The sequence below is a fragment of the Mesorhizobium sp. M2E.F.Ca.ET.219.01.1.1 genome (assembly GCF_004016445.2).
Classification (GTDB): domain Bacteria; phylum Pseudomonadota; class Alphaproteobacteria; order Rhizobiales; family Rhizobiaceae; genus Mesorhizobium.
This window is the reverse complement of sequence record NZ_SADT02000008.1, coordinates 217,641-241,944: the sequence shown is the minus strand read 5'-3', so window position 1 is coordinate 241,944 and position 24,304 is coordinate 217,641. Positions and strand designations below refer to the sequence as shown.

22 protein-coding genes are annotated in these 24,304 nt (G+C 63.3%); 8 read left to right on the top strand and 14 right to left on the bottom strand.

The genetic code is table 11. The features are described from left to right. Positions 1-4: 4 nt before the first annotated feature. The 3 genes from EN862_RS32190 to EN862_RS32180 all read left to right on the top strand — a co-directional run bounded on the left by EN862_RS32190 (position 5) and on the right by EN862_RS32180 (position 2,641). Positions 5-220 carry a type IV conjugative transfer system coupling protein TraD gene (locus EN862_RS32190; RefSeq protein WP_167506966.1) on the top strand — a complete coding sequence of 72 codons (216 nt, stop codon included), beginning with the start codon at positions 5-7 and terminating at the stop codon, positions 218-220. After that, positions 207-2,129 carry a Ti-type conjugative transfer system protein TraG gene (traG, locus tag EN862_RS32185; protein WP_127864716.1) on the top strand — a complete coding sequence of 641 codons (1,923 nt, stop codon included), beginning with the start codon at positions 207-209 and terminating at the stop codon, positions 2,127-2,129. The genes EN862_RS32190 and traG overlap by 14 nt, the downstream gene beginning before the upstream one ends. 233 nt (positions 2,130-2,362) lie before the next feature. Continuing rightward, positions 2,363-2,641, top strand: coding sequence for a WGR domain-containing protein (locus EN862_RS32180; RefSeq protein ID WP_127864715.1), 279 nt, complete (start codon positions 2,363-2,365; stop codon positions 2,639-2,641). A 22-nt stretch (positions 2,642-2,663) separates the two neighbouring features. Here the strand turns inward: EN862_RS32180 and EN862_RS32175 are convergent, their stop codons facing one another. The 4 genes from EN862_RS32175 to EN862_RS32160 form a co-directional block, all read right to left on the bottom strand. Then, positions 2,664-2,975 (bottom strand): DUF736 domain-containing protein, encoded by a 312-nt coding sequence (locus EN862_RS32175; protein WP_127228039.1) that lies wholly within the window; start codon positions 2,973-2,975, stop codon positions 2,664-2,666. An 830-nt stretch (positions 2,976-3,805) separates the two neighbouring features. After that, complete coding sequence (locus EN862_RS32170; RefSeq protein WP_127864714.1) at positions 3,806-4,735, bottom strand: zincin-like metallopeptidase domain-containing protein; 930 nt, start codon at positions 4,733-4,735, stop codon at positions 3,806-3,808. 277 nt (positions 4,736-5,012) lie between these two features. Continuing rightward, positions 5,013-5,198, bottom strand: a complete 186-nt coding sequence (locus EN862_RS37035) for a hypothetical protein (RefSeq protein ID WP_127228041.1) — start codon at positions 5,196-5,198, stop codon at positions 5,013-5,015. 263 nt (positions 5,199-5,461) lie between these two features. Then, on the bottom strand, positions 5,462-6,163 hold the full coding sequence (locus tag EN862_RS32160) for a thermonuclease family protein (RefSeq protein ID WP_189401929.1): 702 nt from the start codon (positions 6,161-6,163) through the stop codon (positions 5,462-5,464). A 562-nt stretch (positions 6,164-6,725) separates the two neighbouring features. Between EN862_RS32160 and EN862_RS36360 the strand changes: the two genes are divergently transcribed. Both EN862_RS36360 and EN862_RS36355 read left to right on the top strand, forming a co-directional pair. Beyond that, positions 6,726-6,950, top strand: a complete 225-nt coding sequence (locus tag EN862_RS36360; protein WP_167506965.1) for a hypothetical protein — start codon at positions 6,726-6,728, stop codon at positions 6,948-6,950. A 332-nt stretch (positions 6,951-7,282) separates the two neighbouring features. After that, a complete protein-coding gene (locus EN862_RS36355) occupies positions 7,283-7,552 on the top strand; it encodes a hypothetical protein (protein WP_189401931.1) in 270 nt (89 codons plus the stop codon). 651 nt (positions 7,553-8,203) lie between these two features. Here EN862_RS36355 and EN862_RS32140 read toward each other — a convergent pair. The 6 genes from EN862_RS32140 to EN862_RS32115 form a co-directional block, all read right to left on the bottom strand. After that, entirely contained in the window at positions 8,204-8,656 is a 453-nt protein-coding gene (locus tag EN862_RS32140; protein ID WP_127864710.1) for a MucR family transcriptional regulator, read from the bottom strand. A gap of 386 nt (positions 8,657-9,042) precedes the next feature. After that, complete coding sequence (ssuD, locus tag EN862_RS32135) at positions 9,043-10,200, bottom strand: FMNH2-dependent alkanesulfonate monooxygenase (protein ID WP_127864709.1); 1,158 nt, start codon at positions 10,198-10,200, stop codon at positions 9,043-9,045. Between the two features lie 44 nt (positions 10,201-10,244). Then, positions 10,245-11,093, bottom strand: coding sequence for an ABC transporter permease subunit (locus tag EN862_RS32130; protein WP_127864708.1), 849 nt, complete (start codon positions 11,091-11,093; stop codon positions 10,245-10,247). Continuing rightward, positions 11,090-11,884: an ABC transporter ATP-binding protein gene (locus EN862_RS32125; RefSeq protein ID WP_127864707.1), complete on the bottom strand. Its 795-nt coding sequence runs from the start codon at positions 11,882-11,884 to the stop codon at positions 11,090-11,092. The genes EN862_RS32130 and EN862_RS32125 overlap by 4 nt, the downstream gene beginning before the upstream one ends. Positions 11,885-11,943: 59 nt before the next feature. Continuing rightward, on the bottom strand, positions 11,944-12,951 hold the full coding sequence (tauA, locus tag EN862_RS32120; RefSeq protein WP_127864706.1) for a taurine ABC transporter substrate-binding protein: 1,008 nt from the start codon (positions 12,949-12,951) through the stop codon (positions 11,944-11,946). Positions 12,952-13,145: 194 nt separating this feature from the next. Continuing rightward, the gene (locus EN862_RS32115) at positions 13,146-13,733 is read right to left on the bottom strand and encodes a hypothetical protein (protein WP_127864705.1); all 588 of its coding nucleotides are present in this window, start codon (positions 13,731-13,733) and stop codon (positions 13,146-13,148) included. Positions 13,734-14,288: 555 nt separating this feature from the next. On the opposite strand from EN862_RS32115, the gene EN862_RS37560 reads away from it, so the two are divergent. Continuing rightward, a complete protein-coding gene (locus tag EN862_RS37560; RefSeq protein WP_189401933.1) occupies positions 14,289-14,447 on the top strand; it encodes a hypothetical protein in 159 nt (52 codons plus the stop codon). A 58-nt stretch (positions 14,448-14,505) separates the two neighbouring features. Here EN862_RS37560 and EN862_RS32105 read toward each other — a convergent pair whose 3' ends face one another. The 3 genes from EN862_RS32105 to EN862_RS32095 all read right to left on the bottom strand — a co-directional run bounded on the left by EN862_RS32105 (position 14,506) and on the right by EN862_RS32095 (position 17,768). Then, positions 14,506-15,333, bottom strand: coding sequence for a tetratricopeptide repeat protein (locus EN862_RS32105; RefSeq protein WP_189401934.1), 828 nt, complete (start codon positions 15,331-15,333; stop codon positions 14,506-14,508). 142 nt (positions 15,334-15,475) lie between these two features. After that, on the bottom strand, positions 15,476-15,898 hold the full coding sequence (locus EN862_RS32100; protein ID WP_127864702.1) for a hypothetical protein: 423 nt from the start codon (positions 15,896-15,898) through the stop codon (positions 15,476-15,478). Positions 15,899-16,073: 175 nt separating this feature from the next. After that, positions 16,074-17,768: a ParB N-terminal domain-containing protein gene (locus EN862_RS32095; RefSeq protein ID WP_127864701.1), complete on the bottom strand. Its 1,695-nt coding sequence runs from the start codon at positions 17,766-17,768 to the stop codon at positions 16,074-16,076. Between the two features lie 500 nt (positions 17,769-18,268). Here EN862_RS32095 and EN862_RS32090 point away from each other — a divergent pair, with 500 nt between their 5' ends. Together EN862_RS32090 and EN862_RS32085 are read left to right on the top strand one after the other, a co-directional pair. Further along, positions 18,269-18,619: an antitoxin Xre/MbcA/ParS toxin-binding domain-containing protein gene (locus tag EN862_RS32090; protein WP_127864700.1), complete on the top strand. Its 351-nt coding sequence runs from the start codon at positions 18,269-18,271 to the stop codon at positions 18,617-18,619. Positions 18,620-18,630: 11 nt separating this feature from the next. After that, positions 18,631-19,125 carry an RES family NAD+ phosphorylase gene (locus EN862_RS32085; RefSeq protein ID WP_127864699.1) on the top strand — a complete coding sequence of 165 codons (495 nt, stop codon included), beginning with the start codon at positions 18,631-18,633 and terminating at the stop codon, positions 19,123-19,125. Position 19,126: 1 nt separating this feature from the next. On the opposite strand, the gene EN862_RS32080 is transcribed toward EN862_RS32085, so the two are convergent. Further along, positions 19,127-24,241 carry an N-6 DNA methylase gene (locus EN862_RS32080; protein ID WP_127864698.1) on the bottom strand — a complete coding sequence of 1,705 codons (5,115 nt, stop codon included), beginning with the start codon at positions 24,239-24,241 and terminating at the stop codon, positions 19,127-19,129. Positions 24,242-24,304: the final 63 nt, after the last annotated feature.

Below are 24,304 nucleotides of genomic sequence, written 5' to 3'. Positions count from 1 at the left end.
ACGCATGCACCGCTCCGCAATCACCGATGCGCGCAAGAAGGACACGCGCGAGAAGATCGAGCTCGGCGGCCTGATCGTGAAGGCCGGGCTTCGCTACGAGAAGCGCGCCTTGTTGCTCGGACTGCTGATCGACGCCAGCCGACGCATACAAGGCGACGACGCGGAGCGTGCGCGTCTTGCCGCGCTTGGCGCGGAGGCTTTCGGCCATGACAGCGAATAAGGTTCTGCTCGCGACAGTACCCGGTGCAATCATGTTGGCGGCGACGGTTCTTCTCCCAGGCGTCGAGCACTGGCTGGCGGCGTTCGGAGCGACTGCACACGCGAAGATGATGCTCGGGCGCGTCGGTCTCGCCCTTCCCTACGCCGCGGCAGGTGCAATCGGCGTGACCGCTTTGTTCGCGGCCAACGGCTCGGCGAACATCAGGCCGGCGGGCTGGAGCGTCGTCGCCGGCAGCGCCGCGGTTGTTCTGGTCGCAGCAACGCGCGAGGCGACCCGGCTTGTCGGGATCGCAGGCAGCGTCCCGACTGGGCAATCCGCCCTCGCCTATGTCGACCCGGCGACGGCGATAGGTGCTGCCGGCGTATTCCTCGCCGGCGTCTTTGCCCTGCGTGTCGCAGTCAAGGGCAATGCCGCCTTCGCGAAACCCACGCCGCGCCGTGTGCACGGCGCGCGGGCGATCCATGGCGAGTCCGTCTGGATGAGCTTGCGTGACGCGGCGAAGCTCTTTCCGGACTACGGCGGCATTGTGATCGGCGAACGTTATCGCGTTGATCGAGATCATGTCGCTGCCCGGTCGTTCCGCGCCGACGACCGAGAGACATGGGGAGCTGGCGGCAAGAGGCCCCTGCTCTGCTTCGACGGCAGTTTCGGATCGTCGCATGGTATCGTCTTCGCCGGCTCCGGCGGCTTCAAGACGACATCGGTGACGATCCCGACCGCGCTCAAATGGGGCGGCAGCCTTGTCGTGCTCGATCCGTCGAGCGAGGTCGCGCCGATGGTGATCAAGCATCGGCGCAAGGCTGGCCACACCACCATGGTCCTGGATCCATCCGAGCCTGAGAACGGCTTCAACGCGCTCGACTGGATCGGCAGGTTCGGCAGCACGAAGGAGGAGGACATCGTCGCGGTCGCGACCTGGATCATGACCGACAGCGCGCGGACAGCTTCTGCGCGCGACGACTTCTTTCGGGCGTCGGCCTTGCAGCTTCTGACCGCCCTGATCGCAGACGTCTGCCTGTCCGGCCATACGCAGGAGAAAGAACAGACGCTGCGCCGGGTGCGGGCGAACCTCTCCGAGCCGGAGCCGAAGCTGCGCGAGCGGCTGACGAAGATCTATGAGCAGTCGGGTTCGGAGTTCGTGCGCGAGAACGTCGCCGTGTTTGTGAACATGACGCCCGAGACGTTTTCCGGCGTCTACGCCAATGCGGTGAAGGAGACCCACTGGCTCTCCTATCCGAACTATGCCCGCCTCATCTCTGGCGACGCCTTCTCGACCGACGATCTCGCCAACGGCGGAACCGACATCTTCATCGCGCTCAACCTCAAGGTGCTCGAGGCGCATCCCGGCCTCGCGCGCGTGATCGTCGGCTCCCTGCTCAACGCCATCTATAACCGCGACGGCAAGGTGACGGGACGCACGCTCTTCCTGCTCGATGAGGTGGCGCGGGTCGGCTATATGCGTATCCTCGAAACCGCACGCGATGCAGGCCGCAAATACGGCATCACACTGACGCTGATCTTCCAGTCGATCGGCCAGATGCGCGAGACCTATGGCGGCCGCGATGCCACCTCGAAATGGTTCGAATCGGCGTCCTGGATTTCATTCGCCGCCATCAACGATCCCGACACGGCCGAGTATATTTCGAAGCGCTGCGGCGAGACTACGGTCGAGGTGGACCAGACCAACCGCTCAACCGGAATGCGGGGATCGTCCCTCTCGCGTTCGAAGCAGCTCGCCAGCCGCCGGCTGATCCAGCCGCATGAGGTCATGCGGATGCGCATGGACGAGCAGATCGTGTTCACGGCCGGCAATCCGCCGCTGAGATGCGGGCGCGCGATCTGGTTCCGGCGTAGCGACATGACTTCGATCGTAGGTGACAACAGATTCCACCGGAAGGAGGCGACATGACCTTGCTCTGTTCCGCCCTGGCTGTCATCGGCGCCCGCCCCATGCGCCTAAACCGCACGCGGGGTTGGAGCAGCGCCATCGGGCTTCTGCTGGCTTGCCAGGACCCACGCAGCACGGTTGCGGAAAAGCCGGTTGATCGGCCACGCGATCCATCACACGAATGAATCGAACCGCGCCCAGTGATTCAAACCTATCATTGGACGCCGGATTTGGACTGCGCGATTCTGTTCGCCATGAACGCGCTGCACTATCGGCTCCACATCGAACGGCGTGACCCGGACCTCAACATGGCCCGGTTCTACGCGTTGTCGATCGAAGCGACGCTGTTCGGCCAAACCTGCGTTGTCCGCCGATGGGGACGGATCGGAACTAGCGGCCGCACCGTCCAGCATTCCTTCGACAACGAGGGTGAGGCCGTAGGTTTCTTCCTTGCATTGTTGCGCGCCAAGAAGCTGCGAGGTTATCGGCCAAGATCTGCCGCTCGACATGCCGAAGCGACCCCGTCTGCTTGACGGGGTCGCTTGCCAGGGCCGTTCAGTCGCGGTTCGGGCGGGACCAGATGAGCTGGAAGCCTTCCTGTCCGTCCACCTCGATCAGAGTGGCGTAGATCGGGGCCGGGAAGCTCGGATCGTCCAGCTTGACCGAGAGGTAGTCGCGCTCGGTTTCCTTGGCGGTCTTCTGCCAGGCGGCGCCCAGTTCCACGGCTGCAGAGTAGATGCGGAAGTGCGGGCCCTTGTCGGAGGGGGTCTCGACCCGCTCGATGCGCGCCTTGACGTTGAGGTTGAGGGTTTTGATCGTGCCGGTGAAGCCGTTGGCGGTGCTGATGAAAGTGCCGATGGTGGCCATGGTGAAGTTCCTTTCCTTCTGGTTTCGGGCCGCGCCCTTCGCGGCCTCGATGGCAGTCGACAGACCGGAGACGATCGGACCGCACCCCAAAGGGCCGGAATGCAATGGAGGGCGGCCTGGAGCGGCTTTCTTGGGTAGCGCGAGGAATGGCGGCGCCTCGGGGCCCCGCTCGGCAAGCCGAGTGGGGTGGGGTCCGGCAGGGGAAGAAAGTTGCGTATGGCCGTTGCGGGAGAACGATCGAGGCGCAGCCGCTTTCCGGTCAGACATGCCTCATCGAGCCGCTGAGGGGCTGGCCTGTTGCGAGGGGCGGAAGGAACGAGCTGGCCCACTTATCGGTATTCGGCACCTATGGCCTCGCTGGTGGGAAGGCCGACGCTAACCGCTATCAGGATGCGCCGTTGGCTGTGATCGGCTTCCTCGATGAAGCCCGATAACTCCATCTCCGACGACCGTGGAAATGATCTGCCAGGTCCTTGAGTACCGCGAGATCCCGTGGCCGAACTTGCCGTCGATCTGGAGCCGCTCGGCTGTTCCACCAGGCTCGCGTGCCGTTCGCTCGAGATGGCAGCAAGGATCCTTTGCACCTCCTGGTCGCACGCATTCGCAATATCCGACCCAATCACGAAACCCTCGAGCAGACAGGACGCTTCGAAAGGAGATGCTGCTTGGCTTAGGCCTGTCAGACACCGTACATGCCTTGCATTGGTCGATCCAGAAATCGAGCTGGCCATGATTTGCCGGTGCCGACAGATCCGCCTCATCAAGCGGCACGGCCAAGCGATGCCGAAGGGGAAGGCACGCAGCCTTCCCCCTTCGATGATGCATGGACATCAGGCGGCTTCGCGTTCTTCGGCAGCCGCCGGCTGGAGACCGTGCAGGAAGGCGACGGCGCGCTGCGCATGGGCCGCGGCGGAGAAGATCGCCCGCTTGTCGTCGGCGAGCACCTTGAGCCATGAGTCGAGATAGCTCGCGTGGTCCGGGCGTGGCTCGAGCTCCGGCACGATACCAAGATCGGCGCAGAGGAAGCAGCTTCCGAGCTCTGCGATCAGCTCTTCGCGTGCGCGTTCGCTTCGGTCCCTGGCGTAGCGGCTGAGGTCGCGATTCGCGCGGTTCGGCGCCGAAGTCCAATGGGTGGCCTCGTGGCTGAGCGTTGCCACGTATGACGCAGCGTCCCGGAAGGTCTGGAACGGTGGCATCTGGATGTGGTCGGTCGCCGGCGCAAAATAGGCGCGATCACCGCCGTGTCGGATCACAGCGCCCGTATTGGCAAAGAACTGGTCGGCATGCGTAATGCGGGCGATCGGATCGCGCACCGGCTCTGCCTGCTGGCCATAAAAGTGGTCCGGCAGGCCATCGATTTGCGCCACGTTGAAAACGGAATAGGCCTTGAGGAACGGGATCTCGCGGTCGATTTCCTCGCCCGCGGCGCCCGTTTCCGTCCTGGTAAATCGGCTGGCGAAGACCACCATGGAGCCGGTCTCCCCCTTGCGGACCGCGCCGCCGAGTTCGAGCGCCTGCTTGAACGTCATCCACATCGGGCTGGAAAAGCCGCGTGCGATAGCCTCCGACCAAAGCAACAGCACGTTCATGCCGTTATAGGGCAGTCCGTTGTGCCTGAGCGGCCGGGTCACGCGGCCGATGGCATTGCTCGAATGCCACGGCTGCATCCAGGGGCGGACACCCTTCTCCAGCTCAGCCACGATGCGGTCGGTGATGCGCGCATATATATCGATGCGCGGTGCTTTGTCTTTCCTGCTCATTTCATGAACCTCCAGTTCTGGAGGCCGCGCCGATCGCGGCCCCGTCACGGGGTCCGGTTGGGCGGAGCAGGAAGGCGGGCCGCGCACCCGACCGGGGTCCCCATCGTGCTTTCACGATGGGGTGGTCATGGCCGCAGCGGCAGCGAAGGACGGCGCAGCCGTTGCGCTGACTGCCTGGCTCCGCCAGGACCACGGCGAAGGACGGGGCCGCGAACGGTCGCCAGAAAGAGAATGCGGCGGTGGGCGCCGCGTGGATGCATGGGGGAGCAATGTCGGTTCAATGAACGGACCGGCCGCCGCTGTAGGGATCATATTCGAAGAGGATGTCGACGTCGGCGCCATCGAGCTCGTCGGCTGGCAGGACGCCGAATTCGTCGTCGACCTGGAAGAGGACGACGGGGGCCATGAGGGTTCGGGCGAGTGACCAGGCGGCCTTCTGAGCGAGAGTGAGATCGTGGGACATCTGAGGCTCCATCTTGGAGCGGGCCAATTCCCGCTCGATGGCTCCGTCAGTGTGCGGCGGCGGGCGCGATCACCCGAAGGCGTCAGCCGAGCGGCCGCAGCTTGCTAGCGGACCCCTTGCGGGTTGATCGTGGAAGATCCGCAGCCGCACCAGGAAAGCCATCACGAGAGAGCGGGATTGGGTCGCGGGCAGCGTGGAGACAACTGCGTCCGATCGGCTTGCTTGAGGCTAAACGAAGAGCGGGTGCGACGCTCGTTCCGGGTTCAGCAAAGCGTTTCGCACGCCACGCCGTCGCCGTCCCGATCAAGCTTCCGGCCCCACGAGCAGTTGTGCAGATACCACTGTGCTTCGTCGCACGAGCTGATCTGGGAACAATAGCGACGCGGCTCGCACGAATAGCTGCCGCTTTGCGCGATCAGCTTGCGGCTGACGACGCCGAGCGGCTGGCTCGATGGTGCCGCACCGTCGGCATGCGACGCGCGCCAGTCCCAGGGCGCCTGGAACTTGCCGACCCACAGGCCGACCTTCGCGGCTTCTGCTTCCGCCTGTTGTGTCGCGTAGGCGCCATGGCTGTAGCGGGGCCAATCGAGCGCCTGGCCGTGCTCGACCATCCAGCCGGCCACACTGGCGCCATCTGCGCGCCGGCATTCGCCAACAAAGCGGTGATAGCGATCCCATTTCACGAAGGTGCACTGAACCGGCCTCGATTCGGCCAGGAAGGTGTCCAACGCTTCGGCCGATCGCCGGCCGCAGGGATATTCAAACCCCTTGGCGTCGTCGCAATATTGGCGGCTCTCCGGCGCGTCGATGCCGTTGAAGCGAATCCGCTGTCCATGGACCTCGATCGTGTCGCCGTCGATGACGGATGCAACACCGGTGATCGGCTGCGGCTTGGGGCCGATCAAGTTCTGCAGATTGATTGCGGGCAAGCTGTCGCTATGCTGCATGGCGGCGTGTGCAGCCAAGGCAGCGGCCGCCGCGACAGTCACGAAAATGAGACGCCGTGGCACGCTCGCCCACCGCAGGGCGCGCGAGCGCCTCGCGCCTGCGCGCTTGCGCCATTGATCAGACCGATTGTCGTGACGAGACCTGTCCAAGCCTTTCCCCCGCTCGGAAGGATGCTCTCAAATAAGGCCGAAGTCCACTATGGCAGGAGCAGAGCGCCACCGTATTGCGCCCAAAGATGTTCGCAGTCCCACACCCGTAAGCTTGGCGTTCCTGGTTCCCCATAGAGAACCATCGCACCGCGAACGTCATATCCAAGCACCGACGCATTGGCCACGAACTGAATGGCGCGCCCTAAGCTTATTGCGCCGATCCGGGCTTCATTTTTACTGGTGAGGTCTATCACTCCAAAGATTTCCGCGTCTGCGCCTCTGGCGGCCAAAACGGCCGTCGAGATCGCATCGTTCAACGCAAGTAGCATCGCGTGAGTCCCCCCGAAGAGCGCTTGCTAACTTCGCCGCGCGAAATTGGTTCCGCGTCTTCCAAAACAATCCGCGATCAACCGTCCAGGTCAAGTGGCTGATGGTCCGGTTGTTCATGCCAGATGGCTTGCCGCAGATCACGCCGGTCGACCGGCTGGCCGCATTTCCTGCAACTGTAGAAGTGATCCTGTTCGCTGGGAGGGTCGCGCCCATGTCGTCGCCCGACGATCGGCGGCTCAAGGTCCGACAGCTTTGTCACCCGCGCAACTTCCTTGCCTCGCGCTCCAACGTCTTGCGGTCGTTGCCGTGCTCGCCGATCGTCTAGGCGGGCTGATCATAGGAACTTCTCTCCCTCGCCACGGTGCTCAAAACAGAACCAATGCGACAGCTGCCTTGGTCGCGAGAAACCCCAACCGGCGTCCTTCTTCGCGATGGCGCGATGAATGTCGGGCATTTCGCGCTTCACTGTGGCGTAAATTTCCGATGTCAGCTTCGGTGTTACGCATCGGTTTCATAGGCGCTGTCTCCATTTTTCCGAAGTGAACAAAATGAGAACAAAAGAGTCAAGCGCCTCTTGACCGCACAGGAATATGTTCCTCATTTCAGAATATGCCGGAACAACCAGAGAAGTGGCCGCGCGGCGCCGTCTGGACCCTGATGCATGCCCACGACGCAGGGCAGGCGGCGGGCATCCGTTGCGCCCGCTGCAACGTCACGCGCTACTACAAGCCGCTCGAGCTGCGGGAGGTGATCGGCAACGTCACGATCGATGAGGTTAGAGACAAGGTCCGCTGCCAGCAGTGCAAGAGCCGGGAGTGGATGAGCGCGCAGCTATTCCACCCGACCGGAGAGCAGGCCCACACGATCCGGTTCCGGCGTCTGGTGCAGATCCGTTGGGAGAAGCGCGTGATCTGGCGCGATGAATAGATGAACCGCGGAAGTGGCCGGCAGGCTGGCGGGGTAGGCCAGCAAATGCCGGCCTAACCGCTGGGGCTCGGGGGCGAGCCACGGCACCGGCTGAACAAATATATGCTTGTGCCGAAATGATCGGCGCACATCCACAAGGCGGAGCCGCGAGTAGCCAAGAGCGCGCAGACGCGCATGATCCGATGCAGGCCCTGGTGGAAATCCGCTGGAAACGAGTGGGCAACCGTCCGCGACCCGGCCGAGTTTCCTGTTCGTCGCTGTCCTCGCTATTGTTTCCGTCGTCAGATTGGCTGTTCTGACCTGCTTTATCCGCTTGCTCTTCAACGTAGGCTTGGCAGCCTTCGTTGAAAGATCGGCTATCTCCGTCGCAATCACGCCGGCTGCGACAAGAATCCGGATCATCAAAAACACCGCTATCGAAGCCCCAGCGGTCGGGTATTCTGTGACCTTGGCTGAGATGAGGCTGGATAACCGACCCTCAGTCCCAATCCTGATCAGGTGTCGCGGGACGGCGATTCCAACTTCTAACGGCGTTCAGTTCGCCAATGCAGACCGCGCCGGATGCGGTCGTCGCATCTATCACACCGCGGGCCTCGCCTGTCACGTAGGGCCTCACATCGGTGCCTGTGCAGAACGGGCAAGGCTCCTCGTTCATCGCGGAGAACGCTTTTTGCCTGTGCTTTTCGCCGGCTTTGCCGTGGGCTTCCGGCCAAGCCCGCTGGATTTTGCCAATGCGGACCGTTGAGCCGCGTAGTTCGGCGCTACCATCGGATAGTCCGACTTCAAGCCCCACTTCTCCCGGTACTCGTCGGGTGTCATTCCGAAATGCACGTCGAGATGGCGCCTGAGAGATTTGAACTTTTTCCCGTCCTCAAGGCAAATGATGTAGTCCGGGAACACCGACCGCTTCGGATTGACCGCCGGCGCCTGAGCCGGCTTCTCGGGCTCTGCCGGTTGTCCGATTTTCGACAGCGACGAATTCACGCTTTCGATCAACTCTGGAAGAGACGCAACCGGCACTGGGTTTTTGCTGACGTAGGCAGACACAATATCTGCGGTGAGCTCGATCAAATGGCTTCGGCTGTTCTCATTCTCTTCCGGCATGCAGTAACCTCCATTTCGCAGCAACAATAGATGAAACCTCATAGCCGGTTTTCTGCGCAGCGCAACTGCAGCATCGTTGTTTACCAATGGCTTCGTAAAGGCAGCGTCCTCATAGGCCCGATGAGCAGTGTCGAGGCGACCGGAGACACCGTGCACGCCTTGAGCGGCCACCTTACATGCCAAGCTGGCGACAGCCTTGGGACCGGAAGCAGAAGTCGGTATTTCGGATGATCGGCGAGAAGCCGCACTTCCAGCTGGAGCACCGCAGCATAGAGACCTATTCGGCGGCTATTCTGAGGCCTGGCTTGGAAATCTGATAATAGAGGTGGCCAGCGGCATGTGGGTGCTGCGCGGACCGTGTCCTCCTTCCGCTAAAATCGACCTGCCTAGGACGCCGCTACTCGGGCGCCCGCGCCCCTGCCACGTCCGAACTCAAGATCCCAGCCGCGTTCCTTGAGGGGCAGTTCACCTTGTAATCCGAGTCGCGGAAAAAGCAGTTCGGCAACATTGAACGCTTCCTCCAAATGCGGGTAAGCGGAGGCGATGATCGTCTCCACGCCGATTTCCTGATATTCGCGAATGCGAGCGGCTACGCTTTCCGCACTCCCGACAAGCGCGGTGCCGGCGCCCCCTCGGACGAGACCCAATCCAGCCCATAGGTTGGGTGCAATAACCAGCTTGTCACGACGTCCCTGATGCAGAGCGGATATGCGCTTCTGCCCGACCGACTCTGAGACCTTGGTAAATTGATCCTGAGCCTCAGCGATCACATCGTCTGTGACCCGGCTGATCAGTCGCTCCGCCGCCGACCAGGCCTCTTCCTCCGTTTCACGAACGATCAGGTTTATGCGCAATCCGAAGCGGATTTTGCGACCGTGAGCCGCCGCCCGCGCCCTGACGTTATCGAACTTCTCCTTCACCTGCTCGACGGGCTCACCCCAGCTTAGATAGACGTCCGTGTGTTTAGCGGCGACGTCGATTCCGGCCTCAGACGAGCCTCCGAACCACAGCGGCGGATAAGGTTGCTGGACGGGGGGAAAAGAAATGTCGGTGCCGTGAGCTGACAGGTACTTGCCGTCGAAATCCGCCGGCTCGCCTGACAGGATGCGCCGCCAGATGGTCAGGAATTCGTCGGTCTGCGCATAGCGCTCGTCATGGCTGAGCTTGTTGCCGTCGCCGGCGAGGTCGGCCGGATCCGCGCCGGTGACGACGTTGAGCAGCACCCGGCCGCCGGAAATGCGGTCCAGCGTGGCCGCATGGCGCGCGAACAGCGCCGGCGTCCCGCTGCCTGGCCGCAACGCCACGAGGAACTTCAGCCGCTCGGTGAGCGGGATCAGCCCGGCGGACACGATCCAGGCGTCCTCGCACCGCGTCCCCGTGGGCAGGAGCACGCCCTTGAAGCCAAGCCGGTCGGCGGCCTGCGCGATCTCCTTGAGATAGCCGAAGGTTGCCGGCCGGTGCCGCTCGTCCGTGCCGAGATAGGGGCCGTCGCCATGGGTCGGTAGATACCAGTAGAGATCGAGCGGATGGGTGTTGCCGGACATCGGATTGTTTCCTACAGCGATTGCGGAATCTGTGGGAGCAAGCCTCAGAGCTTGCCTTTCCAGGGGATGAGGCGGTGCTCCAGCCAGCGCATGCCGCTGGTGAAGGCGAAGGCGAGGACGGCGATGACGATGAGCCCGACGAACACGACGTCGGTCGCGAGGAAATTGGCCGCCGACATGATCATGTAGCCGAGCCCGGACTGGGCAGCGATCAGCTCGGCCGCGACCAGCGTCGACAATCCGGCACCGATGGCGATCTTCAGCCCGGTGAGGATTTCCGGCAAAGCGGACGGCAGGACGATGCTGGTGAACAGTTGCAGCCGGCTGGCGCCGAGGGACAGCGCCGCGTTGATGCGTTCGACCGGCACGGAACGAACCCCCGCCTGTGCCGCAAAGCAGATGGGCGCGAAGGTCGACAGCGACAGGAGAACGATCTTGGAGGTTTCGCCGATGCCGAGCCAGATGATCAGCAGAGGCAAATAGGCCAGCGGCGGCAGGCCCCAATAGAGATCGATCGGCACACTGAAGATGCCTTTGACCCAGCGGTTGAGTCCCATGAGCAGGCCGAGCGGAATGCCCACAAAAATGCCGACGCCAAGCGCCGCGGCAATGCGGCCGAGGCTTGCCAGCGCGTGGTCGAGCAGCGTGCCGTTGGCATAGCCATCGGCCGCGACGGCGCCGAACTGGGTCAGCACGTCGGCCGGCGACGGCAGGAAAAGCGGCGACGCCCAGCCGAAGCGCGCGGCGAGGAACCACAAAGCGATAAGCCCCGTCAGCGTGACGAGACTGATACCGAACGTGCTTGTCGATGCGGGCCGGCGCGGTCGGAGAGAGGCCTTCCGCTGAGCCTTCGCGGGCGGGAACGAGGTTGGGGAATTGGCGGCAAGCGTCATTGCAAGGTTCCTGTGCGGGCGCCTTCCGGCTGGTGGATGAGCGAGCGGATTTCCTGCCGCAGTTCGATGAAACGCCGGTGGGACTGGATCGGCCCGATGTCACCGCTTTCGGCGAAATCGCGCACGAAGTCGGCGTCGAAGCGGGCAACGATCCGACCAGGCCGCGGCGACATCACGACGATGGTCGTGCCGAGCGTAAGCGCTTCCTCAATCGAATGGGTAATGAACAGGATCTGCTTGCCGGTCTTGGCCCAGACCGAGGCCAGGAGCTGCTGCATCGTCTCGCGCGTCAGACTGTCGAGGGCGCCGAACGGCTCGTCCATCAAGAGGATTTTCGGATCGGTGGCCAGCGCCCGGGCGATGCCGACGCGCTGGCGCATGCCGCCGGACAGTTCGTAGGGCGGCTTTTCGGCGAAATCGGCGAGGCCGACTAGTTCCAAAAGGTGCCTCGATCGCTCATGGCGTTCGCCGCGCGATACGCCCCGGTACTTCAGGCCGAGCGCAACGTTGTCCAGCACATTGGCCCACGGCAGCAGGGTGTCCTTCTGGAACACGACGCCGCGATCGCCGCCCGGCGCCACGATCTCCTGTCCGTCCAGCGTGATGGTGCCTTCGGTGAGCGGCAGGAAGCCGGCGATCGCGTTCAGCAATGTCGACTTGCCGCAGCCGGAAGCACCGACCGCGACAACAATGGAAGCGGGAGCAATATCGAGCGAGACGTGATCGAGCGCATGCACGTCCTGGCCGTCGGAAGCCGGAAAGGTAACGCTGGCGTCGCGGATTCGAAGCATGGTGGCCTCCGGGCGATTTGCCCGGCGCGCCGGCCAAATCGCGTTTCCTTCAAGGATTGCTAGTTCGAGGCCTTGGCCACTTGCGCGTATTGCGGATCGGCGAAGGCGGCGTAGCTGTCCTTGATCGAGGTGATCTTGTGCTGGTCCTTCAGGAAGCTCGCAGTGTCCTTGAGGATTTTCGCGACCGCGCTCTTCTCGCCGCCGCCCAGCCATTTGTCGGAGACCTGTTCGTCGAGCGGTGGGACCACCGTCGTCTTCAACTGCTCCGAATTCTCGGCCGCCGTGCCGCCCTGCAATTTCGCGATCGCCTTGGCGCTCTCGGAGTCCGGGCCCCAGGCGGCCGGGTTGCCCAGATAGGCCTGGTTGTAGCCGTCGATCAGCCGGACATACTGTGCGAGGAACTCCGGATTGGCCTTGGCGAACGCGCCGGTGACGACCAGCGCGCTGAAGGTCGGGGCGCCGCGATCGGCGACCTGGCCGGCCGTGAGCAGAACCTTCCCGTTCTTCTTGAGCTCGGACAGCGCCGGATCCCAGACGAAGCCGCCGTCGATGTCGCCCCGCTTCCAGGCCGCCACGATCTCGGGCTGCGGAATGGCGATGACCTGGGTTTCCTTCTCGGAAATGCCTTCCTGCTTGAGCACGGCCAGAAGCTGGTAATGGTCGGTCGAGACGGGCGCCGCGGCGAGTTTCTTGCCGCGCAGATCCGCCGGCGACTTGATTTCGGGCCGCACCACCAGGGCTTCGCCGTCACGCGAGACCGACGAGATGTAGAACGCCTTCACGTCGATGCCCTTACTGACAGCAGCCGAGAACGGGCTCGACCCGACATCGCCGATCTGGACGTCGCCGGACGCGATGGCGGCGAAGATGTCGGCGCCGGAATTGAAGCGACGGAATTCGATATTCCAGCCGGTTTTCTTGGCAAGGTCGCCATTGGCGATGCCGAGATTGTAGGGATTAGCTCCGGTCTGGTAAGCAATGACGACCTTTTTGTCGTCAGCATGAGCCATTCCAGAGGTGGCCGCTGCGGCGAGCGCGACCAAGGCGGCGGAAATCAATTTTCGCATGAGATCGATCCTTTGAGTGGAGGGGCCACCCCTCGGTTGACCGCTCCATACAGAGCGTTGGCTCATAGTCGACTGAATTTATAGAATTAGACAGGAATGATTTTCTCAATGACAAGGGGAGGAGCGGAAATTGCCTCTCATGGGACGGAGCATCCGTTGGCGAGAGGCGGGGCCTGAGCCCCGCCCTCGGCGGCTCATCCGAGAGCCGCCATCTGCAGCTCGGCCGCCTTGCGATCCACCGTCTTGCCTGGATTCTCGGTCGCGCGCTCGAAGGGCTTCCAGGCTTCGCCGACGACCTGCTCGTATGCAGCGACGGCGCCCTCGGCGGCCATGCGCAGGGCATGGGACTGAAGCGCCATGTCCGCGGCGAATTCCCGCTTGCGCTGGGCGGCGCTGTCGAAGCCGACGGGTCCATCGACATCTTCGTCCCGGTCGTCGCAGGCGGATTTCGCCGTGGCGTCGCGCGCGTCGCTCACCGCGCGGCTGTAGAACTGGCCCGCGCCGTAGGCGGAGCCGACGAATGCGCCGACAATACGCTGCAGGTGGATCTGCATGGCGCGTTCACCAAGCCCTTCATCGAGCGCGGCGGCCGTGTCGACGATGAGCCTTTCGTGCTGGTCGCGGATTCCGTCGCTGTCGAGCACCGGGAGGCCAAAGCTCTCGGAGATGAGCGAGCACTGTGCGGCATCGGGACAGGCGAGCCGGACCATTTGGAGGGTAGTGCCCTTGCGGAGCGGAACCGCCCGGGCGGTTGCGCGGGAATTGGCGGCTTTCTTGGTCATGGCATGTCCTTTCTTCAGCTTCCCGAAGCTCGGACCGGCTCCGTGCCGGCCCTCCCTCGGGCGCGGACCAAAAAGAACCGGAGGAATGACGGGCGCTTCAGGGCCTGGGCGGACTGAGGCGAGCATGGAAGGTTTGCGGCCAAGCAGGGCCTTCCTCAGCCCTCGCGCGGGACGCGGACCTGCCATGCCGAGCCCGGAACGATCCGGCCGCCGGCGGCGCGGAACGCGGCCTTGAAGCGAACGGCGGCCGGTTCAGGACCGCAGCAAGACCGAGGGAGGCCGGCACGGGCCTCGATTTCGACATGGGAACAGAAGGACGAGTGGTCATGACCATCTGCCAATTCAACGATCGAATGCTGGCGTGTCATCACCCAACAACAATCGCCGCAATGGTCACCTCCAATGATTCCGCTGACCACTCGAGCTAGCCGGCGTCCCACCGAATAGCGGCACCGCTAGGCTCACTCGCTCATGTGAGCCGTTTCACCGCCGTGCCGATCGAGAATCTGGCGAGCGCCTTGATCCTGCCCCGTCAGCTTCCGCGATAGGCGACGCATGACGGTCGGGGTCGATGACGGAACCGAACCGGCCGGTTGCGTACTCGCCGGCGGGAAAGAGGAAGTGGCTTTTCTCGGTGCCGGCGCCGCGCCTTCCGCCGGGTGTGGCGATGCACTCGACGCACCGTTCTCCTGCTCCGACGTGAATTACAACTAGGGATAAACTCAGCAGGCCCACCAGTTTTGAGTTCCGAAACTCTTGGAGACAGCAGATCTTAGGCCTTTTTTGCGGGCGGCTCCAACTTGATAAGGTTAGCCTTGGCAGTGGGATCTCCTTGATCAGCGGCTTTGCGTATCAAAATCAGAGCTTGGGCAGTGTCCTGCCTCACTCCATGGCCATCGAGGTATGCCACCCCGAGGCTATTCTCAGCTTTAGCGTACCCCTGGTCGGCAGACTTGCGCAGCCACGCGACGGCCTCCGCATAGTCTAAAGGGACCCCTAACCCGCTGTAGTACGAAAGACCAAGGTCGTACTCGGCACCTGCATCTCCCTGGTCCGCAGCTTTCTGGAACCAGGAGACGGCCTGGACGTAGTTAATCGTAACGCCTAGGCCCTCCGCATAAACCAGGCCAAGATCATGCTCGGCCAGGGCGTTTCCCTGCTCCGCTGCCTTGCGATACCACGCGATTGCCTCAGGATAATCCTGGGTGACACCTTGACCTTTGGCATAAGCCAAACCCAGAAAATATTGGGCAATGGCCGTTCCTTGATCGGCGGCCTTACGGAACCATGCGGCAGATTGTATGTAGTCCTGCGGCACGCCTCTTCCATCTCTGTACAGCAACCCGAGATTGGTTTGAGCGACCGCCAATCCTTGATCGGCAGCTTTGCGAAACCAAATTGCAGCTTCGGCAAAGTCCTGCTTGACCCCTAACCCCCGGTCGTAAATAGAGCCGAGATTGTGCTCTGCTTGGGCGTCACCCTGGTCCGCTGCCAGACGGAACCAAGCGGCAGCTCGAATGTAATCCTGTCTGACACCGTGCCCGTCGGCATAAGCGGTCCCAAGGTTGTCCTCTGCCCGGGCATCACCGATGTTAGCCATGACGCTCCACAACTCCACGGCCGTTGAGTAATCTCCTCTTTTATAAGCGTCTTCCGCCTGCCCAGCATGGGCGAGGCCGGTCGCTAGAACGCCAGAAACGAAACAAAGCAACTGCGACAACCTTCGCATGGTAGCCACCGATCTAAGGATTCAACCATTCTTTGATACCCTGCACTCCGCTCCGTATCCTTTCGGAAAAGGGTCTGGCATGCAGCTTAGCTCTGATAAATTTTCCCTGTGCACGGGCCATTCTGGTATTAAACGCGGCCAAAAGATATGAATCGAAAACGATCAGAATAATTGCGGGAACCAAAACAAGCTTGTCCGGTAAGATGAGTACGTTGGAAAATAGTACAATTATGACAATAGAAAAAACGCAGTTATATAGTATGAATGTGCCATCTTTCCACATAGGATTTCGTGGTAGATATTCCCCCATCCAAGGCATAATTAACGGATTTTGATCCCAGAATTGACCGATGGTAATGGATTCCTGCGCCATGACGTCGGTCTTGGTAACTTGGGCCACAGCGTCAGGGTTATTCGGACTGACCTCTTCAGCCATTCCTTCCTCCATTCTCGTGATTGGAAGGAACTTGCTTCGCCTGTTTGAAGTCAATCCAAGATGGAGATCAACTTTGCGTTAGCTGATCACATCATTGTGGCCAACTTGAGCTGAAACGAAACCGCCGCCGGGATGACCGGCGGCGGCAATGCCTGCGAAAAGCGGAAGCGACGCTCTACTCGGCCGCCTCGCGGTAGCTCTCGTCGAACTCGTCCGTCGCATCGCCCGCAGCCACGTGGTCCTCACCGGCGACACCCCCGGCGTCAGGAACATCCTCATCCTCGACCTGGGTGTCGGCGCTCTTGGCCAGCCACTCGGCAAGGCCGGCGCCGTTCGGCGCGAACAGAGCCCCGGGATGGACGAAGTGGCCCTCCCTGAAGTGCTCGACGAGCGCGGCCCTGGTGTCCTTGACCCGCGCCCGCGGCAATACCGGCGTGTCGGCGCACGAGGCCTCGAGCGCGGGACGCGACAAGCAGGAGAGGAAGTCCTCTGTGCCCATGTTGCCCAGGAAGCCGTCGGCGCCGATGGCCTTGCCGGCGACGAGCGCCAGGATGCCCGACTTGCTGATGTTTTCCCGGCACGAGAGCACATCGATCAGCACGCCGCGGGCAGCGACGCGCAGCGCGTCCATGTCGAAGGCGAACTTGCCTTCGGCATCGAACAGGCTTGCGGCATGGCGGCCGAAGCGTCTGCCGAAGCGGAAATCGCCGCCGGCCCCGGAGTCGACGCGCACGTTCTGGCCCGCGAAGGCAAGAACGAGCAGCGCGAGCAGCGTGTCGTCTTCGATGGGCGCGCGCGAGAGCGCCTCATGCAGGGCATCGGTGCGCAGGTCGCCGATCATCTCGATGCCTTTGCGCGTCACGTCGGGACGCGGCTTGGAGACGACGATCGGCTCGTCGACGCCGCCGGCGTCCTCCGCATCCTTGCCCTTGGCCTTCTTTGCTTCGGGCATGCGGAAGTGGACCGTCTTCACCTTGCCCTCGCGATCGAGATACATCGCGGTGTGGTCCGACTTCTTCGGTGTGCCGTAGACGCGTTCGGCCTTGGGCGGCAGCTTCACCTCGCCCCAGGTGTTGGTTTCGGTGATGACTCCCTTTTTCGGGAGGTTCTGCGTCATCCACTCCTGCTGAGCGCCGAGGAATGCGTCGACGTCGGTGGTGTAGCGGCTGTCCTGGTCGGCCGGGGCGAATAGGTCCTCGACCCAGGCGATGCCATAGGCCTCTCGCAGATCGTCGCCGAAGCTGGCATCGCGCGCGTACATGCGGGTCTTGGCAAGGCCATTTGCGACGGCCCACCACGAGACCTGCGGGTCTCCCTTGGTCGGCTTGTGCGCCTTCCAAACCTCCTTCTGCTCGTCGAGTGAGGCGGCCGCGATCGTGCGGAGCTGGCGCTCGTCGGGCATGTCGCCCTTGGCCATATGGTCCAGCATCGCCGGCAGCACGTTGGCGAGCAGCCTCAGCTTCTTGATCTGACGTATTGACTGGGCGAGTGCGATGCCAATCGCCTCCTCGGTCCAGCCGAGCGCAACGAGACGCTCGATGGCGCGCCACTGGTCGACGGGGTTGAGCTGCTCGTGCGCGATCGTCGTAACCAGCGAACGCATAGCGCCACCGTCCTCGGCCCCGGGAACCACCAGAACTGCGATCTCGTCCAGACCGGCGGCGATCGCCTGCTTGACGCGACGGTGGCCCTCGTCGATGACGAAGCCGTTGCCGCCATCGGTCTCGGCGGCGACGACAGGCGGCTGCACGATGCCGACAGCCTTGATCGTCGCCAGCAGCAGGGCGTCGGCCTGCGGGCTGGACTTGGAACGGCGCGCCCTGTCGGGATTGTCCTTGAGCGAGCGTGGATCGACAAATTTCAGTTCCATGGAGATGCTCCTTTGGGGATTGCGGACGCGGCCTGTTCACCGGTCCCTTTTTCGTCTTCTTCCCGAAGACACCCCCCGGCCCGCGGAGCGGGCAGGCCGGTGCAATTGCGAACGAGCATCCCTGTCCGGCTAGCCAAGCGGGGCTCCTTCAGCCCTGCGCAGGATGACGGGCCGGGATCGCGACGGGAGCGATTGAGCGGTCGGCGTCAGCGGTCCGCCCGATCTGCGAGCAGTCCTTCCTCTTTTCCGTCACCCCTCACTTCCCCTCTGGAATGTCGCGCCACGGAGCGACGCCGAGGTCGCCTTGCGACAGGAGGCGGGTTGGGTTGATCCCGCCGATGCTATCCACATGGTTTCACACATGCCTGCGAAGTCGCCCACGCTGCCGTCGAGTTTGGCCGCTTGAACAGCCATTGTGACGCGCAGATGCCTGGCAGCCTTGAACGCCGCCAATCCTGACGCTATATTGCGTCATAATTGTTGGCTACGGAGGTGCTGTGATGGGCCTGGCACAATATGCGGACGACGGGTTGTTCGCGCCCAAGAAGATTGCGGACGCCTTCCGCACCACGAGCGAGGAGATCGCGCGTACCGCTGGTCTGGGTAAAGACGCCGTTCAGCGCCGGGAGCGGGTGCGTTCGGACAAGACGCAGCGCCGCCTGCGCGAGATGGTGGAGATCGTGAACAAGGTCGAGTCGCGATTTGGCTCCGCCCTCATGGCCTATGCCTGGTACCGCTCCGAGCCGCTGCCGGGATTTTCGGGACGAACGGCCATGCAGCTCGTTCGGGAGGGCCGGGCAGACGAGGTCCTCGACTTCATCGACGCGGTCGATGCAGGGGTCTACGCCTGACTGTCGCCGCCATCACCTATTCGGGCCGGCTCTACCGCGCTCTCAACCCGGTGTATGCCCGCGAGCCTATGTCGGGACGTGGTGCCGAGCTTTATGGAGGGCGTTTCAACCCCAAAGGGATGCCGGCGCTCTATGCGTCGACGTCGATCCTGACAGCTTTGCGCGAAGCCAACCAGGTGGGCGATCTGCAACCGACGACGCTTGTCGCCTATCGCGCCGAGATCGAGGCCGTATTCGATGCGGGCGACGCCACTTCTCTTGCCGCAATGGGCCTCGATGCGGCGGCCCTCGCCGACCCGAAATGGCGCGATCAGATGAGAGACCATGGCGAGGCGCATACACAGCGATTTGCCCGTGAGCTCGTCGCGCAAAGCTATAATGGCCTGCTCGTACCGAGCTTCGCCAAGGGCGCCGTAGCCGGCGATTCGAATCTCGTTCTGTGGCGATGGGGTGACGCTGCTCCTTCGAGACTCGAGCTGATCGACGACGAGCACCGGCTCGGTTGATCTACGCGGCTGTCGCCCGCGTATCCTCGGGCCTCGCACCATCGACGTCGGCGGCAAGCGACTTCTCGATCTCGGCAAGCTGCCGGCGCTTCTCGGCCAGCTCATCCGAGAAGGCGAACGTGCCACCCTCGCGCATACGATAGGACGCCAGGCGCTGCTGCGCGTCAGAGAGGTGATGTCGATAGCGCGCCCGTTCATCTTCGAAGGCGCCGAGAACATGTTCCAGCCGGGCGATCGCGCCGAGCGGCGTGGTGGTGACCGGTAGTTCGATCTCGGTCTCGGCGCCGGCGCGCAGCCACACAGTGGAATAGCGATAACCGTTCTGGCCAAAGCGCTCCCCGGAAAGTTTCAGCTCGAAGCCGCCGATCGTCGCGATGATGGAGTCGCCGGGGTGTTGGAGCTGGACCAGCGTTAGGATCTCCTTCATCAGCGCACGCCCGGCCAGCTTGCGCTCGGCGAAAGTCTCGTCCCCCACGGTCATGCGGAACGCCTCGCCCGTCGTCGGGGTCAGACGGTCCAGGTCTTGACCGATCTCGCCGCTACGTCGAGTCGAATATTCGATGTCGCGTTCGGCGTCGCGGATCTGCCGGCGGATGGCGAACTGATCGTCCTGATGCGCGGCGCGCAGGCGTTCGAGCCGGGCGATGTCGCCTTCGAGGCCAGCCTTCTGCATCAGGCGCGGGTCCCCCGAGGCAATTGCCTTGGCCATGGCGAACTGATTGGCCTGCCCTTCACCGAGGTCCTCGAGCCGGCGGATCGAGGTGTCGCCCGACAGAGCTGCGGCAATGAAGCGGGCCTTGCGTTCGTTGTTCTGCCACATCTGCGCGTCCATCGAGCCTTCGGTGGCATAGGCGAAGATGTCGACGGCATCATGCTGGTTGCCCTGCCGCAGGATGCGACCTTCCCGCTGCTCGATCTGTGAGGGGAGCCAGGGCACGTCGAGATGGTGCAAGGCCTTGAGGCGGAGCTGCGCATTGACGCCGGTGCCCATCGTGTCGGACGAGCCGATCAGGAAACGGACCTTGCCAGCGCGAACATCGCCGAACAGCCGCTGCTTGGCCTCCGACTTCTTGAAATCCTGCATGAAGGCGATTTCCGACGCCGGCACGCCGAGACGAACCAGCTCGTCGCGGATCCAGCGATAGGCGGAGAAGCCGCGCGTCTTCTCGACGCTGACCGTGCCGAGATCGGAGAAGATCATTTGGACAGCACCCGTCAGCTCGAAGCGCTTGCCATCAGGACGGACATAGGCGTTGCCGGCAGTCTCCTGCCATATGCGGAAGGCGTTGCCGATGAGCTCGTTGAGCTTGTTGTCCGGCTCGTTGTCACTGTCGAGATCGACGAGGCGCAGGTCGATCGCCGCGTGGCGGCCGTCGGTGATGACAGAGAGCAGGATGTCGTCGCCGGGTTCGGGCGGCCGATCGCGTTGCTCGATCGCCTTGATCCGGGCATCGAGCAGGACCTGGTAGCGCTTGAAGGCAGCGGAGGGCCTCGAGGTCCTGATCTGCCGCGCGCCGGTCGATAGCGCCGGCACCCTGACGTAGTCGCGCAAATCCTCGGGCATAACCACGTCCGCGAAGGAGCGGAACATGGCGATGAGCTCGGGGACGTTGACGAAGGTCGCGAAGCGCGTGACCGGCTTGTACTTGCCGTTGGGCTGCAGCTCGAGCTCGGTGGTGACATCGCCGAAGGTCGATGCCCAGGCGTCGAACTCGTGCAGGCCCCGGTCGGCGAGCGCGGCATAGCCGAGATATCGCTGCACCGAGAACATTTCGCCGAGCGTGTTTGTGATCGGGGTGCCGGAAGCGAGTACGAGCGCACGACCCGGGTTCTTGGTCTCAGTGAAACACGATTTTACATAGAGGTCCCAGGCGCGCTGCGAGCCGTTCGGATCGATGCCCTTGAGCGTCGACATGTTCGTGGCGAAGGAGAGCTTGCGGAACTCCTGCGCCTCGTCGACGATGATCTGATCGACGCCGATCTCGGAGATCGTCAGCAGGTCATCCTTGCGGGTCGCCAACGACTCCAGCCGTTCCTGGAGGCCTTCCTTCAGCCGCTCGAGGCGCTTGCGCGATACGCGGTCACCGCTCTCGACCTTGGTGAGCAACGATTCATAGAGCTCCAGCTCGTCGTGAATCATCTGCTGCTCGAAGGCGGACGGCACGCCGATGAAGCGGAAAGCCGAATGAGTGATGATGATGGCGTCCCAAGTCGCGGTCGCGGCCCGCGACACGAATCGGTGCCGCTTGTCTTTGGTGAAGTTGATCTCGTCAGCGACCAGGATTCGCGCCGTCGGATAAAGCGCCAGGAACTCGCGGGCCGCCTGCGCAAGGCAATGGCCGGGCACGACCAACATTGCCTTGGCAATCAGGCCGAGCCGTTTCTGCTCCATGACGGCGGCGGCAACAGTCATCGTCTTGCCCGCGCCGACCGCATGGGCGAGGTAGGTCGAGCCCGCCGAGACAATGCGCCAGACGCCGCGCTTCTGGTGTCGATAAAGAGAAAAGGCGCCAGAGGCGCCCGGAAGCTGCAGGTGGTCCCCGTTGAAGTGCCGGGGCGCGATATTGTTGAAGCGGTCATTATAGACCCGCGCCAGCCGGTCGGTCCGATCGGCATCGGACCAGATCCAGGTCTGGAACGCCGTCTTGATCTTGGCGAGCTTCTCCTTGGCTGCCTCCGTATCGACGACGTTGAGCACTCGCCGTTCGCTGTCCCCGTCTTTGATGGTGTCGAAGATCTGCGGCACGCGGCTGTTCAGTGCATCGGCAATGAGCTCGCCGGCATGACGGCGCCCAGTGCCCCATTCCGACGTGCCGGCCGCCATGTAGCCGAGCTGCCGGGCCTCGACCGTCCACGAGGCGAGCTCGGGCATGTGATGGATGCGGATCTCGGCGCCCATGGTTTCTTTCACGAAGGCGACGACGTCGGCAGCCGAAATCCACGGCGCGCCAAGACGGGCGGTGATGTCAGAGGGGCCGAGGTCGGCCGGCTGGACGGCGACGAGCGCTCGGACATTGCGCTCGAAGAGGGAATCGAGAGCGGCGGCGGCTTGCGCCACCTTGAGCTTGTCGCGGACCTGACCGGAAAGATAGGCGTCGGCCGTCTGCCATCCGCCGCTCTCGGGATCGCTGAAGATGGCGTCGCCCAGTTCGGTGATGACGGAATCCACATCGTCATGAAGCAGCTCGGCTATGTGTTCGATGTCGACATGGCCGCGCTCGTTGAGCACCACGGCCAATGCATCGGCGGCGCAAGTGATGATCGGCGCCGATGGTGGGGCGATGACCCGCTCGGTGAAGATCGGCCCGGGCCGCGCCGTATTGGTCTCGATATCGTAGTCCTCGATCGAGGCGACCAGCCAGCAATCGGGATCGTCGAGGAAGGGCTGCAGGTTCGGCCGGCGATGCGTCTCGCGCATCTCACCGGTCTCCGGGTCCTCGCTGGTCGACACCGCCGTGGTGTTGATGGGCCCGAAGGCGCGCACGAAGTTCGACCAGGCGATCCGCAGCTTGACCTGCGCCGACTTCCACGGCCGATCGAATTCCTGCGACTTGAGAACCTCGCGCACAGCGTCGCGGATCGGGATCAGCTTGCGGATGATGCGGGCGTGCTTGTCCGGCACGCCGTGGGCGCCGCGCCCCTTGCGCACAGTGATGGTCACAGGCGCGCCGTCGACCATCTGCATCAGGGCCGTGTTCTTGGCGATGAAGTAGCTGCCCTCGCGGATAGCGATCTCGTCAGGACGAAGCGCGTCGATGGCATCGACGCTGTCGTCGGCGTCGCGATCAATGACCTCGGGCTCGCCGTCATAGATCGCTTCCGGAAGAAGAGAGATCGCTTCGGAAAGAGTCTGCCCGAGATCGGCGCCTTGGCGCGGCAGACAGGTGTAAGTATCGCCGAAGGGACCGGACTTCGTGGCGTGGCTGCCGAGCACGAAATCGGAGTGCCTCGCGAACCAGCGGTTCACGCGGATCGCGCTATCGTCGCGATCGGCTGGGCGGACCTCGTCGATTTCGAGCCAGCCGGCATCGCCTTCGGCCTCGCCGGGCTTGCGCTTGCGGAAAAAGAGAATGTCGACCACGACGTCGGTGCCGGCGTCCTGCCGCAAGCTGCCCTCCGGCAGGCGGATGGCGGCGACGAGATCGGCGGACTTCGCGATATGCTCGCGCGCCGAGCTGTCCGCCTTATCCATCGTGCCCGCGCTGGTCACGAACGCCGCGAGACCGCCAGACTTCAGAAGGTCAATGGATCGCGCGATGAAATAGTCGTGCAGGCGCAACCCCATCGACCGATACATGCGGTCCGAGCGCACAGTGCGATCTGAGAAGGGCGGATTGCCGATGGCAAGGTCGAATGAGGCCGGAAGGTCGGCGCGGGCGAAGTCCGCATTGACGATACGTGCGCGCGGCTGCAGCAGGCGGGCGATGCGCGCCGTCACCGGATCGAGCTCGACACCGGTGACGTGGGACGCAGCGCGCAGGGTCGCGGGCATGAGTGCCGGAAACAGGCCGGTGCCGATGCCGGGTTCAAGCACCTTGCCTCCACGCCAGCCTAGGCGCTGCAGGCCCCACCACATCGCTTTTACAATGAACTCCGGCGTGAAGTGCGCATACTGAGTGCAGCGGGCGAGCGAGGCGTATTCATGGCGCGGCACCGTCACTTCAAGTTCGGCGCCGATTTCATCCCAGCCGGATCGGAGGCCGTCTTGGCCGGCGCGCCGGAACACGGCATTGGCAAGCTCGGAGGCACCGAAGCCTGTGAAGCGGATGAGCCGCGCCTGTTCCTCTGGCGTCGCCGGCCGATTGGCGGCCTCAATCTCGGCGGCAAGGCGAATGGCGTCGATGTTGTCCTGGGCCCGCCGCTTCCAACCTTTGGCGAGGCCTCGGTCGCCGGCGAGAATGAAGTTCTCCCTGCGGCCATCTTTAGCATGGGGCGGGCGCGGGGTGGCGGCGGTATCCGGGCCGAGCCCCGCTGGTCGAGCCGTCTCTGCTAGGACCGCGCTTTGCCCGTTCTCCGGCTCGTCGGCGCTGCCGAAGGCGGTGACGCCGAGGCCGAGACCAGACGACAATGCAGTATTGCCGAGAAGATCGAGCGTGAAGGGATCGTCGCTGGGCATGGGAATTCTCCTTGGGTGAGGTCGCGCGTGAGCCCGGCCGAGCAGGATCGGCCGGTGGTCGCG

Coding starts and splice junctions, on each gene's coding strand:
- EN862_RS32190 (WP_167506966.1), top strand. CDS start 5: ATGCACCGCTCCGCAATCACCGATGCGCGCAAGAAGGACACGCGCGAG.
- traG (WP_127864716.1), top strand. CDS start 207: ATGACAGCGAATAAGGTTCTGCTCGCGACAGTACCCGGTGCAATCATG.
- EN862_RS32180 (WP_127864715.1), top strand. CDS start 2,363: ATGAACGCGCTGCACTATCGGCTCCACATCGAACGGCGTGACCCGGAC.
- EN862_RS32175 (WP_127228039.1), bottom strand. CDS start 2,975: ATGGCCACCATCGGCACTTTCATCAGCACCGCCAACGGCTTCACCGGC.
- EN862_RS32170 (WP_127864714.1), bottom strand. CDS start 4,735: ATGAGCAGGAAAGACAAAGCACCGCGCATCGATATATATGCGCGCATC.
- EN862_RS37035 (WP_127228041.1), bottom strand. CDS start 5,198: ATGTCCCACGATCTCACTCTCGCTCAGAAGGCCGCCTGGTCACTCGCC.
- EN862_RS36360 (WP_167506965.1), top strand. CDS start 6,726: ATGGTCCGGTTGTTCATGCCAGATGGCTTGCCGCAGATCACGCCGGTC.
- EN862_RS36355 (WP_189401931.1), top strand. CDS start 7,283: ATGCATGCCCACGACGCAGGGCAGGCGGCGGGCATCCGTTGCGCCCGC.
- EN862_RS32140 (WP_127864710.1), bottom strand. CDS start 8,656: ATGCCGGAAGAGAATGAGAACAGCCGAAGCCATTTGATCGAGCTCACC.
- ssuD (WP_127864709.1), bottom strand. CDS start 10,200: ATGTCCGGCAACACCCATCCGCTCGATCTCTACTGGTATCTACCGACC.
- EN862_RS32130 (WP_127864708.1), bottom strand. CDS start 11,093: ATGACGCTTGCCGCCAATTCCCCAACCTCGTTCCCGCCCGCGAAGGCT.
- EN862_RS32125 (WP_127864707.1), bottom strand. CDS start 11,884: ATGCTTCGAATCCGCGACGCCAGCGTTACCTTTCCGGCTTCCGACGGC.
- tauA (WP_127864706.1), bottom strand. CDS start 12,951: ATGCGAAAATTGATTTCCGCCGCCTTGGTCGCGCTCGCCGCAGCGGCC.
- EN862_RS32115 (WP_127864705.1), bottom strand. CDS start 13,733: ATGACCAAGAAAGCCGCCAATTCCCGCGCAACCGCCCGGGCGGTTCCG.
- EN862_RS37560 (WP_189401933.1), top strand. CDS start 14,289: ATGACGGTCGGGGTCGATGACGGAACCGAACCGGCCGGTTGCGTACTC.
- EN862_RS32105 (WP_189401934.1), bottom strand. CDS start 15,333: ATGGCTAACATCGGTGATGCCCGGGCAGAGGACAACCTTGGGACCGCT.
- EN862_RS32100 (WP_127864702.1), bottom strand. CDS start 15,898: ATGGCTGAAGAGGTCAGTCCGAATAACCCTGACGCTGTGGCCCAAGTT.
- EN862_RS32095 (WP_127864701.1), bottom strand. CDS start 17,768: ATGGAACTGAAATTTGTCGATCCACGCTCGCTCAAGGACAATCCCGAC.
- EN862_RS32090 (WP_127864700.1), top strand. CDS start 18,269: ATGGGCCTGGCACAATATGCGGACGACGGGTTGTTCGCGCCCAAGAAG.
- EN862_RS32080 (WP_127864698.1), bottom strand. CDS start 24,241: ATGCCCAGCGACGATCCCTTCACGCTCGATCTTCTCGGCAATACTGCA.